Origin of the sequence: Rhizobium anhuiense, from assembly GCF_003985145.1 — a bacterium.
GTDB lineage: Bacteria > Pseudomonadota > Alphaproteobacteria > Rhizobiales > Rhizobiaceae > Rhizobium > Rhizobium anhuiense.
Genome location: NZ_ML133522.1, coordinates 749678 through 764006, shown reverse-complemented (window position 1 = coordinate 764006; position 14329 = coordinate 749678). Strand labels below are relative to the sequence as shown.

Here is a 14329-nt window from a genome sequence, read left to right as displayed (position 1 = left end):
CGCCGGCACGTCATGACGTAAGTGAAAAGAACGTCAGGGCGCGCGGCGTCACGTGTACATATGGCCGGTCGCCCTGCTCGCCTGTGGTGTTGCGGTAGACATATCCGCATACCATCCGGTCGAGGAAGTAGCCGGCGAATTTTTCGCAGATTCTGTCGCCTCGCACCTCGACCGTGCCGGTGATGTTGGTATTGGCGCTGCGATAGGCCGTGTTTCCGGCCTTGTCGAAATACTGCATGAAATCCGTGCCGTTCTTGTGCTTGCCGCTCCAGCTTTTGCCGTCGACGAGATTGCGCAGCTCTGCCTCGCCGAGCCTGTCGGCTTGATGACCTGCAAAACCGAAGGGCCATTCGGGAATGCCGGCCTTTCGCAATCCGGCCAGATGGCGCTGCAGATCACCGTCCTGCCAATAATCATAGAGATAGCCGTAATAGGTCAGATTGCTCTCCGGGAAGAGCTCCAGCAGCTTTGCCGTCTCCGCCGCGGCCCTGGTTTGATTGCCCTGATCCGCATAGGCAGCCGCCAGATATTCGCGCGCCGGCTCGACCTTCGGCAGGCTGTCGAGCGTCGGCTCTATCAGCGAGATCGCCCGCTGGTCGTCGCCGGCGGTATAAAAGACGATCCCCGCCAGCAGTTGAAAGCTCGGCGCCGGCGATGGGTCGAGCCGCAAGGCCTTCTCCATCTCGGCGACGGCCTGGCCCGCGCTTCCGGTGTGAACGAGGATGAGCGCGAGATTGGCGGCGGCCTCCGCATCGTTCGGCTGCATCGCGACGGCCATATTGGCGGAGTTCCTGGCCTCCGTCTCGCGCCCGTCCACCCATTGCAGCAGGGCAAGGACGGTGTGCGCCCTGGCATTGTTGGGATCGAGCTTGAGCGCCTGCCCGGCGGCGTCATAGGCGATCTTGCGGGCAACGGCAGCCGACCAGAGATAATTGTAGTCGTTGCGCCAGACATCGACGGCGACGCGCGCAATGCCCGCATGGGCATTGGCAAAGCCCGGATCGAGATCGATCGCTTTCTGGTAGAAGGAGAGCGTCCGGCGGTAGGTATCGACATCCCTGAAGATGAAGCCCTCCTGCTCGGCCCTCATGTAATAATCATAGGCTTCGAGATTTTCGGTCGGGATTCGGGCCAGTTGGTCGCGCTCGCGCGCGCTGAGCTTGACCGACAGGGCCGCGATGATCTTGCCGATCACATCGTCCTGAACCGCGAAGAGATCGGTATACTGGCGGTCGTAGCGCTCGGCCCAGAGCGACAGGCCGGTGACCGCGTCGATCAGTTTGACATTGATCCGCAGCCGCGGCCCGGCGCGCTGCAAGGTGCCTTCGAGCACATAGTGAACACCGAGTTCGGCAGCCACGTCCTGGATCTTGCCGGCGGAGTCCTGGATGGCGAAGACCGAATGGCGTGCGATGACGAAGAGACCCGATACTTTCGATAGTTCGGTGATCAGGTCGTCCGTCAACCCTTCCGCGAGGTGGTCGTGCTCGGTATCGCCGCTGACGTTGATGAAGGGCAGAACCGCAACCGAGGGCCTGTCCGGCAGCGGATAGGCAAAACGTTCGCCGAGCCCCGGGGGTTTAGCCGGCATCCACGGCTGCCACCACCAGAGCGCCGCACCGGCAAGAGCGAGGATGACGGCGGCTGCGATGCCCGCAATGAGGCGGCGCATCGGCGGGCGCCTGCGGGTCTTGACGGTTTTGCCGGCAGCAGTCGGGTCGAGCAGGACGCGATAGACCCGGACCGGTTCGGTGATGCTCTTCAGCCGCTGCTCGCCGAGCGACGCGAAACCGACCGGGACTTTCGATTTCACCTGGTCGTATGTCGTGCCCGATATGGCGATGCCGCCCGGCTCCGCCAGCGCCTGCATTCGATCGGCGATATTGACGCCGTCGCCCTGGATGTCCTCGCCCTCGACGATGATATCGCCGAGATTGATGCCGATCCGGAACTCGAGCCGATGCTCCGGGACAACAGCGGCATTATGCGTGGCTTTCAGCTGTTGAACCTCCACCGCGCAGCGCAAGGCATCGACGACACTCTGGAATTCGACCAGCAGACCATCGCCCATGGTTTTGACCAGCCGGCCGTGATGACGCTCGATCGCCGGCTCGAAGACATTGTCCTGATCCGCCTGGAAACGCGCACGCGTGCCCTCTTCGTCGATCTGGCTCAATCGACTGTAACCGACGACATCAGCGATCAGGATTGCTGCAAGACGGCGCTCCATCCCCGGTCTTTCCTGGAGAGCGAATGTATTGTTAACAATATCCTACAGGATGTCCTATCGCGATGCTATCGCCGGACCACACGATATTCGACTTGGCGGCGATGTGTCTGATCAGGATGGCGCCGGACGAAATACTTCAAGCCATCATTGTCTTCGATGATTGAGAGAGTTGTCAAAAGCAACCAAGTATTGGAAGCTTGTTTTTTTGGCTATCAGGCGATGGATTTGGAAATATGACGACAGCCTCTTCCATGGAGCCGGCCAGGCACGGCAGCGCCAGGATCTGCCGCGGCTGCTGGGACCAGATGCATATGCCGATCCCGATCGGCGGTCCGCTGGCTTTGCCCTTCCGCGCCTTCGGCATCACTCGCAGCAAGATGAACCCCGATATCTGCACGATCTGCGAGCGCTCCTTCCAATACGTCAAGAAGCAGCGCCAGATCACCGTCGACGCCACCATCCTGTTTGCCGATATCAGGGGTTTCACGGATCTGTCGGAGCGCATCGAGGCGGTGCAACTGAGCGAGATCGTCAGCCTGTTCCAGGATCGCTGCGCGCAGGCGATCTGGGCGCATGACGGCATCGTCAACAAACAGATGGGCGACGGACTGATGGCGATCTTCAATTTCCCAATCGTTCGGAATGATCACGCCGGCGCTGCGATCCTGGCCGCCCTAGAAATACAGCGAAATTGCGCCACAGCGCTGAACGGCCTGACGCTCGAGGCATTACCCGGCCGCACCCTCGGCGTCGGCGTCGGCATCCACTCCGGCGAGGTCCAGATCGGCGAATTCTCAAGCTTCCGCAGCGATTTCACCGCGATCGGCGGAGTCGTCAATCAGGCCGCAAGGCTCGAATCCCAGGCCGCCGCCGGCGAGATCCTGATCTCTGCCGAAACGACTGCGAAGGCGCCCGCTCTCACCGCAGACGCCGAAACGCGCATGCTTGCCCTGAAGGGTATCGAGCAGCCGGTGCAGGCAAGCGTGCTGGTCAAGCGCTGAGTGACGAGATCTCTGGTTTTGATGGCGTCCGAAAGGGGTGCCGGCGAGGCTGGCAAAGACCCCGCCTCTGCCTCAGTACTTCATGTTCCGCAGTTCCGGAAAATCATAGTAACGCAGCCGTTCGTCGTGGCAGCGATAGTCGTTCCTTTTCAGGTACAATATCATGTTGTGTTGCAAGCCCAGGCCGATATAGGACCAGTTTGGGTTGCCGCGCTCCGTCGTGCGCGTGCAATAAGCATATATCTGCTTTTCCGGATTAAGCAGAACCACGCTGGAAATCTCCGCCTTTACGAAGTTCCCCGGTTTAATGGTTCCCCGCAGAGCGTCGACGTACTCGTGTCGCACTGCGCTGGAAGGCGGCCGTTGGGAGTCTGTAACGGATTGCGGCACCGCGGTTTGGCAGCCGGCCAATACCAACAGGGCAGCGTAAGCAAGAAACTTGATTTTCATTCCGTTGAATCTCTCTCAATCAGAATTGATGAATCGGGTTTCCCGAGGCTGCAAGCAGCAGCGCCGCACCCTGTGCTTCGAGGCTCCGCCTGCGGGCTACGCACCTCAGCGTGAGGAAGGTTGGAGGATGCCGCGCGCCCATGACGGGCATGCCGCGCTGCCGCTCATCAAAGCCTCGAACGGTGGCGCGCGCCCCTCGCTCCTTCGTCAGGTTTTCATGCCGTTCATCTCAGGAAACGGGTAGTAGCGCAGCCGCTTGTCGCGGCAGCGATTATCATTCACCGTCGCGCCTAATATTTTGCCGTCCGTGAAGGAGACGCCGAGATAGGCCCAGTCTCCCCAACTGCGCTTGGGCACCACCCGCACACAGTAAGCATAGATCTTCTTTTCAGGATCGAGCAGAACCACGCTGGAAATGCGAGCCCATACGACTTCTCCCGCTTCGTGCCTGTAGGTTCTCTTGAACACGATGTTGACGAAGTTCTGCCGGACGTCAGTCGAGGGAGGACGCTGGGAATCTGCAACGGATTGCGACACCGGGGCATTGCAGCCGGCCAGCGCCAGCAGGGCGGCACAAACAAGGACTTTAATTCTCACTCAATTCATCTCCAAATAAGCCGACGCGCAGTCGCGATATATTTCCTACAAACATTGCGAGAATATTATTTGCAATACACGATCTTAGGACATGCTTAACGTTAGCAAATGGTTACCGCACAACGATGGTGAACTGCTGTTAGCCCGAACCTATTGCACCCGTCGTGCCGCGCGCCGGAGTGCCGACACGCAGAGAGCCTCACCTCGAAGGGCGAGGCGGGTGCTCCGGCGGCAGACCGAATGCAAGGAGCACTGTTGCGGTCCTGCGTTGCAAACTATTCACACTTTCGAACACACAGTTCGTTTCCCTTTTGTACTCTTTCCCTCTTCCCTTTCGCGCTGACTCTCTCCATATTCCGGCCATGGCCAAATCTCCGAAGAAATCCCCCGCCCCGAATGGCTTCGAGGAAGCCCCGCAATCGTCCTTCGAGGGAGCGCCGCTCTCGGGCTCCGTCGCCGATTGGGTGAAGCAACTGGAGGCGGACGCCGAGGCGGCGGGCGTCGAAAGCCAGCGCGAGATTGCCTCCAAGGCGGGCAAGCATCGCAAGACGGTGGAAAACGCGGCGCGCAAGCATTCAGAGACCGTCAGCGTCAACAAGAAGGCGACGGCGAGCAAGACTGCCCGTGGCGTCTCGATCGGCGGTTCGACCGACCCGAAGACGCGCGCCGCCGCCGGCCTGAACCCTGTGGCGGGTCTCGACATTTCGCTGGAGGATGCCGGCAACATCTCGCCGGGTGGCGTCACCGCCACGGTCGAAGCGCTGTCGGCGCTGATCGAGAGCGGCAATCCGCTGCACAAGAACGGCAAGATCTGGACGCCGCACCGCCCTGCCCGGCCCGACAAATCCGAAGGCGGCATCGCTATTCGCATGCAGTCGGATTACGAGCCGGCCGGCGACCAGCCCACGGCCATCCGCGATCTCGTCGAAGGCCTGGAGAATGGCGACCGCAGCCAGGTGCTGCTCGGCGTCACCGGCTCCGGCAAGACCTTCACCATGGCCAAGGTGATCGAGGCGACGCAGCGCCCGGCCGTCATCCTTGCGCCGAACAAGACGCTGGCCGCCCAGCTCTATTCCGAATTCAAGAACTTCTTTCCCGACAATGCGGTGGAATATTTCGTTTCCTACTATGATTATTACCAGCCGGAAGCCTATGTGCCGCGCTCCGACACCTATATCGAGAAGGAATCCTCGATCAACGAGCAGATCGACCGCATGCGCCACTCGGCGACGCGCTCGCTGCTCGAACGCGACGACTGCATCATCGTCGCCTCGGTCTCCTGCATCTACGGTATCGGCTCGGTCGAGACCTATACGGCGATGACCTTCCAGATGTCGGTCGGCGACCGGCTCGACCAGCGTCAGCTATTGGCCGACCTCGTCGCCCAGCAATATAAGCGCCGCGACATGGATTTCACCCGCGGCTCCTTCCGGGTGCGCGGCGATACGATCGAGCTCTTCCCTGCCCACTTGGAAGATGCCGCCTGGCGCATCTCGATGTTCGGCGACGAGATCGACGCCATCACCGAGTTCGACCCGCTCACCGGCCAGAAGGTCGGCGACCTGAAATCGGTGAAGATCTACGCCAATTCGCACTATGTCACCCCGCGCCCGACGCTGAACGGCGCCATCAAGTCGATCAAGGAAGAGCTCAGGCTTCGCCTGGCCGAACTGGAAAAGGCCGGCCGCCTGCTGGAAGCCCAGCGCCTGGAGCAGCGCACGCGCTACGATATCGAAATGCTCGAAGCCACCGGCTCCTGCCAGGGCATCGAGAACTATTCACGTTATCTCACCGGCCGCGACCCCGGCGATCCGCCGCCGACGCTGTTCGAATACATCCCCGACAACGCCCTCGTCTTCATCGACGAAAGCCATGTTACCGTGCCGCAGATCGGCGGCATGTACCGGGGCGACTTCCGCCGCAAGGCGACGCTGGCCGAATACGGCTTCCGCCTGCCCTCCTGCATGGACAACCGGCCGCTGCGCTTCGAGGAATGGGACGCCATGCGCCCCGACACCATCGCCGTCTCTGCCACGCCGGGCAGTTGGGAGATGGAGCAGTCGGGAGGCGTCTTCGCCGAACAGGTGATCCGCCCGACCGGCCTGATCGACCCGCCGGTCGAGGTCCGCTCGGCCCGCAGCCAGGTCGACGACGTGCTCGGCGAGATTCGCGAAACATCAGCCAAGGGTTACCGCACGCTCTGCACCGTGCTGACCAAGCGCATGGCCGAGGACCTGACCGAATATCTGCATGAGCAGGGCGTGCGCGTGCGCTACATGCACTCAGACATCGACACACTGGAGCGTATCGAGATTCTCCGCGATCTCCGCCTCGGCGCCTTCGACGTGCTCGTCGGCATCAACCTGTTGCGCGAAGGCCTCGACATTCCCGAATGCGGCTTCGTCGCCATTCTCGACGCCGACAAGGAAGGCTTCCTGCGCTCGGAGACATCGCTGATCCAGACCATTGGCCGTGCGGCGCGTAACGTCGACGGAAAGGTCATCCTCTATGCCGACCAGGTCACCGGTTCGATGAAGCGGGCGATGGAAGAAACCGGCCGCCGCCGCGAAAAGCAGATGGCGTATAACGCAGAACACGGCATCACGCCGGAATCGGTCAAGGCCAGGATCTCCGACATCCTCGACAGCGTCTACGAACGCGACCACGTCCGCGCCGATATCTCCGGCGTCTCGGGCAAAGGCTTCGCCGATGGCGGCAACCTCGTCGGCAACAACCTGCAGACCCATCTCAACGCGCTCGAAAAGAGCATGCGCGACGCCGCCGCCGACCTCGACTTCGAAAAAGCCGCCCGCCTCCGCGACGAAATCAAACGCCTCAAGGCTGCCGAGCTGGCCGTCATGGACGATCCGATGGCCCGCGAAGAGTCAAAGGCAATGGAAGGCGTCAGACGGAACGCCAAAGCGACCCGCGAATCCCTTCTCCCCGCGGGGGGTCCGGAGGACGGGTCGAGACAAGCGGCTCGACCCGGGTCGGTGCCCGGCAGGGCGGATGAGGGAGCCACCCCCTCCTACTTCACCAGGCCCAGCCTCGACGACATGGGCCCGGGCACCGACATGACCACCCCGCTCTTCCGGAAACCGGATCTGGATGAGATGGGCCGGGACATCGCCGAACCCGCAAAGAAGAGCCTGTTCCGCAAGAACGACCTCGACGAAATGACCGTCGGCCGAACGGAAAAGCCGGTCATCGGCCAGGTTCCGGAAAAGCCGGAAGCCGCCAAGGGCACCAAGCGGTTTTCGCCGTTGCTGGAAGGCCAGCCGGAGCGCGACGATGTGCGGCCGGTCGTGCGTGGGAAGACCGGCGTTGGGAGCTATGAGGACCCGGGTGAGCAGAAGCGCAAGGGGCGGACAAAGGGGAAGACTGGGCGACCGGGACGGTGATCAACGAATTCTACGTGTCTTGAAAGCGAAATTAGGTACGTGGCCACCACAGGTGCTCTTCGCCGTCACAAAATGAGTCAGGCCCGCCCCTGCCTTTGATCGGGAAGACCCTCCATGCCCGCTGAATGAAGGGAACCGCCAATGCCAGAACTGCGCATCGACCCTTTCCCCTCCGCCGCCGAACTGAACGCCCTCTGGTCAGCCGTCTGGGGCACCTCTGAAACCCGCGATTTCACTCCCATCCTGTCCCGCAGCCTCGCCCATATCGGCGCCTACCACGACGACAGGTTCGTCGGTTTCGTCAATGTCGCCTGGGACGGCGGCATCCACGCCTTCATCCTCGATACATCGGTCCACCCCGACATGCGCAGGCAAGGGATCGCGACGCGCATGGTTCGGCAAGCAACGAGCCTCGCTCGTGAGCGCGGCGCCGAATGGCTGCATGTCGATTTCGAACCGCACCTGACCGGCTTCTACCGCTCCTGCGGTTTCAGGCTGACGAAGGCAGGACTCATCAAGCTCGCGTGAGGCGTCCCGCGAGAGAGGCCGAAACATGTCGAAGCCAGCACCAACCTGCGATAGTGACACGGACGGCCGTGCGGCGCGGCGGCGCCGAAGAATCCGCTGAAAACACAATTCTGGCGAGAGTATCCCGCCCGAAAAGGAAAGATAATACCATTTAGGAGACCAAAGTATGCCTTTGAGTTCTCAAATTAAAACTCGTTTCTCCAGTATTTCATCCTTAGTTTTTCATTAAAAAAGCGATGAAAAGGCACAATTATGCATTGAAAACTTATTCTGGGATTGGCATAGATCCCCAGGGGGTTGTCGTCCGTTGAAGCTGCAAGAACAGTTCTACTGAGGATGTCTCATTTTCATAGAATGCAACGCATCTTTTTGGAAAGTTTAATATGGCCTTGAACATTCTGGACACGAACGGCGCAACGATTACCAAGACAGGCGCCGCATTCGAAGCTTACGACGTTATCCGGGACTCCGCCGCAAATCCTTCCTCGCCTGTCACTCTGGTTGTCTCTGATTCCGGCGTGGCCGATCTGGCCGACGAGTTGGGTTCGGTCTCCGCGCAGGTGACTGGCTCGAGCAACGGCAGCACGATCACGACGGGCGCAGGCAACGACACGCTATTGGGTGGTGACGGCGCGGACACGCTGAACGGCGGCGCGGGAAACGACACGATCATTGGTAATGCCGGCAATGACAAATTGATCGGCGGCGACGGCAACGATAGGATCACCGACGGTGGCTTTCCCGTCTTTCTGCCGGGACCTGGCGGCCCGCAGCCGGAACTCATCGACATTGACGCCGGCGCTGGCGACGATTCCATAACCATAGACAGACTCGCGTCACAGATTTCAGGAACAATCGATGGCGGTACCGGGATCGACACGCTGCAAGCCTCGTCACTACAGGGCCTGACGATCAAGAATGTCGAAATCCTTGAAACGGGGTTCTCACAGGTTAGCGGATCGAGCGCCCAGTTCGAAAGCTTTGATAAGATTCTGGGATCGACCTTTCCATTCGACTCTCGCCCCTCATTGACGGTGACGGACAGCGCCCATCTCGACCTTTCCGACGAACTGGGAGCCCGCGGGGCTTTCATTACCGGCTATGAGGGCGTTGACGCCAAGACCGGCAGCGGCGACGACGAGTTTTGGGGCACCGACGTCAACGACATTTTCGACGGCAGCGGCGGCAACGACACCATCGATGGCAATGCCGGCAATGACAAATTGACTGGCGGCACCGGCAACGACATCATCAATGGCGGCGACGGCACCGACACGGCGGTCTTCTCCGGCAACTTTGCCAATTATTCCTTCGCGATCGACAATGGCACCCGTGTCGTGACGAGCACGCTTGAGGGTACGGACAAGCTCACAGACGTCGAATTCGCGCGATTTGCCGATGGTACCTACGATTTCGGCACACAGACTTTCGCCGTCAACAGCCCCGGGCCGGGTACTCCGCTGAATATCCTGGACACGAACGGCGCCACGATTACCAAGACCGGCGCTGAGTTCGAAGCTTACGACGTGATCCGCAACTCAGCAATCAATCCTCTCGTCCCAGTGAACCTGGTCATCTCGGATTCAGGGACGGTAAACCTTGCCGATGAACTGGGCTCTGGCTCCGCGAATGTGACGGGCTCAAGCGGCGACAACGCGATCACGACAGGCGCAGGCCACGATAACATCAACGGCGGCGACGGTGCAGACACGCTGAACGGCGGCGCCGGAAACGATGAGATTTATGGCGAAACTGGCAATGACACGCTGAATGGCGACATCGGAAACGATGAGATCCATGGCGGAAATGGCAATGACACGCTCAATGGCGGTGACGGTAACGACCTGCTCTGGGGAGACGCCGGAAATGACGTCATCAGAGGCGGCGCGGGTAACGATACGATCTCAGATGCTGAGCACTTCGGCTCCACCCCGGAAGTTGTCGACATCGACGCTGGCACCGGCGACGATGTCATCACCATACAATTCACTCCGCCGCTTTCCGGAACAATCGATGGCGGTGCCGGGATTGATGCCCTACAAGCCACCTCGCTGCTGGGCCTGACGCTGAAGAACATCGAAGTCCTTGAAACGGTGGGATGGTCGGTTGCCGGTTCGAGCGCGCAGTTCGAAAGTTTTGATAAGATCGTTTGGTCGACCGATCCATTCGACGATTATAATCCCTCATTGGCATTGACGGACAGCGCCCACCTCGATCTTTCCGACGAGCTCGGCGATCGCGGGGCTTATATTGCCGGCAATGTCTCCGGTATTGACGTCAAGACCGGCGGTGGCAACGACGAGTTTACGGGCACCGGCGGCAACGACATTTTCGACGGCAGCGGCGGCAATGACATCCTCAATGGCGAGGCCGGCAATGACAAATTGACCGGCGGCGCCGGCAACGACGCCATCAATGGCGGCGCCGGCATCGATACAGCGATCTTCTCAGGTAATTTCGCCAATTATTCCTTCGCATTGAACAACAGTGATCACATCCTGACGAGCGCCGCGGAGGGGACGGATACGCTGCATGACGTCGAATTCGCGCGCTTTGCCGATGGTGTCTACGATTTTGCCAGGGAAAAATTCACGCTTGACGGCAGCAATAGCGCTCCGACCAATATCCAGCTCTCCAAGACCGCCCTCTCCGAGGACACCCCGATCTGGACCACGGTCGGCCTGCTCAGCGCCAAGGACGCCGATGGTGACGTCCTCACCTACAAGCTGCTCGACGGGGCGAACGACCATTTCCGGATCAAGGGCAATCGCATCGTCACCTCGAAGGCGCTGGACTACGAGACGGACAAGTCGCACACGATCAAGGTGGCCGTTTCCGACGGCAAGGTCACCGTCGAAAAGGACATCACCATCAACGTCCTCGACGTCAACGAAGCCCCGGTCAACCAGGCGCCGATCAACCTCGCCTTCTCGCGCAGCTCGATCTCCGAGAACGTCGCGATTGGCACTTCGGTCGGCCTTCTCTCGGCGGTCGATCCGGAGGGCGGCACGGTGAAGTGGCGGCTGACGGATGATGCCGACGGCGTCTTGAAGCTCGTCGGCAACAAGATCCAGACCAAAGCTGGAATCGACTACGAAAGCACCCACAGCCTGACCTTCACCGCCGAAGCCTATGACGCGGCTGGAAACGTCACCAGCCACGATTTCACCGTGGCCGTGAAGGACGTCTTCGAGTCGTCGTTTTCAAGCTTGTCGCATGAGGCGTTGATTTAGTTGCGACTGGATTGCAGGCGACGCAGCGATGCGTCGCCGATGGTTTTCAAAACGGAGGGGCTTGCGGCCAGCAAGCCCCGCAGTGTCGATCAGGCGGAACAGGGCGCCCCGCCCAATCTCTTCTCCCCGCTCGGAAGAAGGGCGAGTTCGGGCTGGCCGCCCGGTCCAAATTGCCGCTCCCCTTCGCGCCCGATTCGGCTATAATTCCTGCCGATCCGAGGAGAGCCCGTATGCGCCTGTCCACATTGATCCTCGCCCTCACCTTCTCGGCGGTCGCAGCTTTGCCGGCGTTAGCGCAGACCTACAAGACGCCGAAGGCACTGCTCAAGGCGCTTTACAGCTATGACACCGACAAGAGCGACGCCGAAGCGCCCTCGCCCTATTCCGCCTTCTTCTCCGACCATCTGAACGAGCTCCTCCAGGCTGATCTCGACAATACGCCGGAAGGCGATGTCGGCGCGGTCGACTTCGATCCCGTCATATCAGGTCAGGATGGCGCAGCCAGCGACGTCAGGATCGGCCAACCGATCCTGCTGGATGATAAGGCCGAGGTGGAGGTGCAATTCGAAAACGGCGAAGAGGTGACGCTTTTCTACACCCTGGTACGCGAACACGGCGGCTGGAAGGTCGACGACATCGCCAACCAGAAGGGGGATAATCCGTGGAGTCTCGGTGCGTTGCTGGGTGAGGCGCAGTAGGCGGGCAGGACAAAGCCAACGAGGCGCACGCCGGCAATCCCACCCTCTCCTTCATTCCTGTGCTCGTCACAGGAATCCAGCCACGGCGCGTCGGCGCCGTGAATGACTCTCATGCGATGAAGTCGTTCGCCCGCGCCCAAGGACGTGGGCGCACTGGATTCATGTGACGAGCACAGGAATGAAGGAGACGAGGGAGGTCGACGGCACCAACGGCAGTGGAAGGCGGCAGACGCAAAGAGAGCCCTCATGGTGAAGGTGAGTTGGGACCGCCGGCTCCACCAAATTCGGCTCCACCGCCACCAGCATCAGGCCACCATATCACCTTCGCATCCGCCAGATCCTGTTCGCCGCCATGCCTAGCCGCCCAGAACGATTTGCTGACAAAATCCATGCCCGGCTATCGAATCCGCCGCTCATCCCGTTTCGGCACAGAATCCCGATATGGCACAGCCGTGCAAGGATCCGTTAACCCACGGTCAAGTATCTGAATCTTCGGCATTTCCCGTCACGATAAGGGACATGCCACAATAATCCCGCTTGCTTTTTGCCCGAAAAGCTGGCACCAATTCACCTACTCGGGCATTTGCATGCCGGTGACTGGACTGATGTGGTAATCCCTTCCGTTATGGAAGGCGGCGCGGGACTACCCGCCTACGTAGACGTTCTTTCCCCGTACGTGACTTCTCCGACTGACCCTTCGTCCCAATCGATCGGGGCGAAAGCTAAAGCCGTCCGCTTCCTCTCGGGGGCGCGGATACTACACAGACTAAGGGAAAAGGACGATCCCAATGGCCACCAAGGGCACCGTAAAATTCTTCAACCAGGACAAGGGTTTTGGTTTCATCACGCCGGACGGCGGCGCTAAGGACGTTTTCGTCCATATCTCTGCGCTGCAGGCTTCTGGCATTCAGTCGCTGCGCGAAGGCCAGCAGGTTACCTTCGACACCGAGCCGGACCGCATGGGCAAGGGCCCGAAGGCTGTCAACATCTCGGCTTCGTAAGTCAGACTTCCGCTCACGCGGGATGAACGGCGCTCCGCAGGGGGCGCCGTTTTTGTTTGCAGCGCGGCCGCCGTTTGTCGATCGCATCGGCAAGTGTTATATGCGCGCTTATGGATGATCCCGCCCCTGCGGCGGTGCGATGCCGCATTGCGGCACCCAGAGAACAACGAACAATGGAACGTCGATGACGCAGAAGAGGCCCATTTTTGCGGTCGCCCCGATGATCGACTGGACGGATCGGCATTGCCGTTATTTCCACCGCCAGATCAGTCGCGAAGCGCTGCTCTATACCGAGATGGTGGTGGCCGATGCGATCATCCACGGCCCGCGCGACCGGCTGCTCGGTCATGACGCCGCCGAGCATCCGCTGGCGCTGCAGCTTGGCGGATCGGACCCGGTCAAGCTTGCCGACGCGGTGAAGATCGCCGAACCCTATGGCTATGACGAGATCAACCTCAATGTCGGCTGCCCCTCCGACCGCGTGCAGTCCGGCACCTTCGGCGCCTGCCTGATGCTGACGCCGGAAACGGTGGCCGAATGCATCGCGGCGATGAAGAGGGTTGCGACCGTGCCGGTGACGGTGAAATGCCGGATCGGCGTCGACGAGCAGGAGCCGGAACAGGCGCTGCCGGAGTTGATCACCCGCGTCCTTGATGCCGGCGCCGACGCGATCTGGATCCATGCCCGCAAGGCATGGCTGAAGGGCCTGAGCCCGAAGGAAAATCGCGAGATCCCGCCGCTCGATTATGAGATCGTCTACCGGATGAAACAGCGCTGGCCCGATGTCTTCATCGGCATCAATGGCGGCATCCGCACGCTTGATGAAGCCGCCGCACATCTTGAACATGTCGACGGCGTCATGCTCGGCCGCGCCGCCTATCAGAATGCCGCGATCCTTGCCGATATCGACCAGCGCTTCTTCGGCGCGCCGGCGGTCGAGCCGGACTGGGAGGCGCTTTGCGGCCGGATGATGGCCTATGCCGAACGCCACATCGCCAGCGGCGGCCGGCTGCAGCACGTGGCACGCCACATGGTCGGCCTCTTTACCGGCCTGCCCGGCGCAAGGCGCTACCGCCAGATCCTGTCCACCGACGCGGCCAAAAGCGGCGCCGGGCCGGAGGTGCTGGCGGCAGCCTTTGCGGCGGTGGATTTTTCGGGGATGGATCAGGAGGCGGTCAGCGCCTGACGCG

Annotated in this window: 10 protein-coding genes; 7 read left to right on the top strand and 3 right to left on the bottom strand. The window is 60.8% G+C overall.

Translation table 11 applies throughout. The features are described from left to right. Positions 1-10: 10 nt before the first annotated feature. The gene (locus tag EEQ99_RS09825) at positions 11-2230 is read right to left on the bottom strand and encodes an adenylate/guanylate cyclase domain-containing protein (RefSeq protein WP_028827926.1); all 2220 of its coding nucleotides are present in this window, start codon (positions 2228-2230) and stop codon (positions 11-13) included. Between the two features lie 233 nt (positions 2231-2463). Between EEQ99_RS09825 and EEQ99_RS09820 the strand changes: the two genes are divergently transcribed. Further along, complete coding sequence (locus EEQ99_RS09820) at positions 2464-3231, top strand: adenylate/guanylate cyclase domain-containing protein (protein ID WP_028759161.1); 768 nt, start codon at positions 2464-2466, stop codon at positions 3229-3231. A gap of 72 nt (positions 3232-3303) precedes the next feature. On the opposite strand, the gene EEQ99_RS09815 is transcribed toward EEQ99_RS09820, so the two are convergent. Both EEQ99_RS09815 and EEQ99_RS09810 read right to left on the bottom strand, forming a co-directional pair. Beyond that, positions 3304-3681, bottom strand: coding sequence for a hypothetical protein (locus EEQ99_RS09815; protein WP_028759162.1), 378 nt, complete (start codon positions 3679-3681; stop codon positions 3304-3306). Positions 3682-3888: 207 nt separating this feature from the next. Next, positions 3889-4278: a hypothetical protein gene (locus tag EEQ99_RS09810; protein WP_028827925.1), complete on the bottom strand. Its 390-nt coding sequence runs from the start codon at positions 4276-4278 to the stop codon at positions 3889-3891. 362 nt (positions 4279-4640) lie between these two features. On the opposite strand from EEQ99_RS09810, the gene uvrB reads away from it, so the two are divergent. From uvrB to dusA, 6 genes are all read left to right on the top strand, one after another. Continuing rightward, entirely contained in the window at positions 4641-7679 is a 3039-nt protein-coding gene (uvrB, locus tag EEQ99_RS09805; protein ID WP_127430316.1) for an excinuclease ABC subunit UvrB, read from the top strand. Positions 7680-7820: 141 nt separating this feature from the next. Beyond that, positions 7821-8207, top strand: a complete 387-nt coding sequence (locus tag EEQ99_RS09800; RefSeq protein WP_028756377.1) for a GNAT family N-acetyltransferase — start codon at positions 7821-7823, stop codon at positions 8205-8207. Positions 8208-8590: 383 nt separating this feature from the next. After that, a complete protein-coding gene (locus tag EEQ99_RS09795) occupies positions 8591-11440 on the top strand; it encodes a cadherin domain-containing protein (RefSeq protein WP_028827923.1) in 2850 nt (949 codons plus the stop codon). Positions 11441-11670: 230 nt separating this feature from the next. Next, positions 11671-12138: a DUF3828 domain-containing protein gene (locus EEQ99_RS09790; protein ID WP_028756073.1), complete on the top strand. Its 468-nt coding sequence runs from the start codon at positions 11671-11673 to the stop codon at positions 12136-12138. A gap of 788 nt (positions 12139-12926) precedes the next feature. Then, on the top strand, positions 12927-13139 hold the full coding sequence (locus EEQ99_RS09785) for a cold-shock protein (RefSeq protein WP_003540801.1): 213 nt from the start codon (positions 12927-12929) through the stop codon (positions 13137-13139). A 184-nt stretch (positions 13140-13323) separates the two neighbouring features. After that, positions 13324-14325 (top strand): tRNA dihydrouridine(20/20a) synthase DusA, encoded by a 1002-nt coding sequence (gene dusA / locus EEQ99_RS09780; protein ID WP_097542305.1) that lies wholly within the window; start codon positions 13324-13326, stop codon positions 14323-14325. Positions 14326-14329 lie beyond the last annotated feature (4 nt).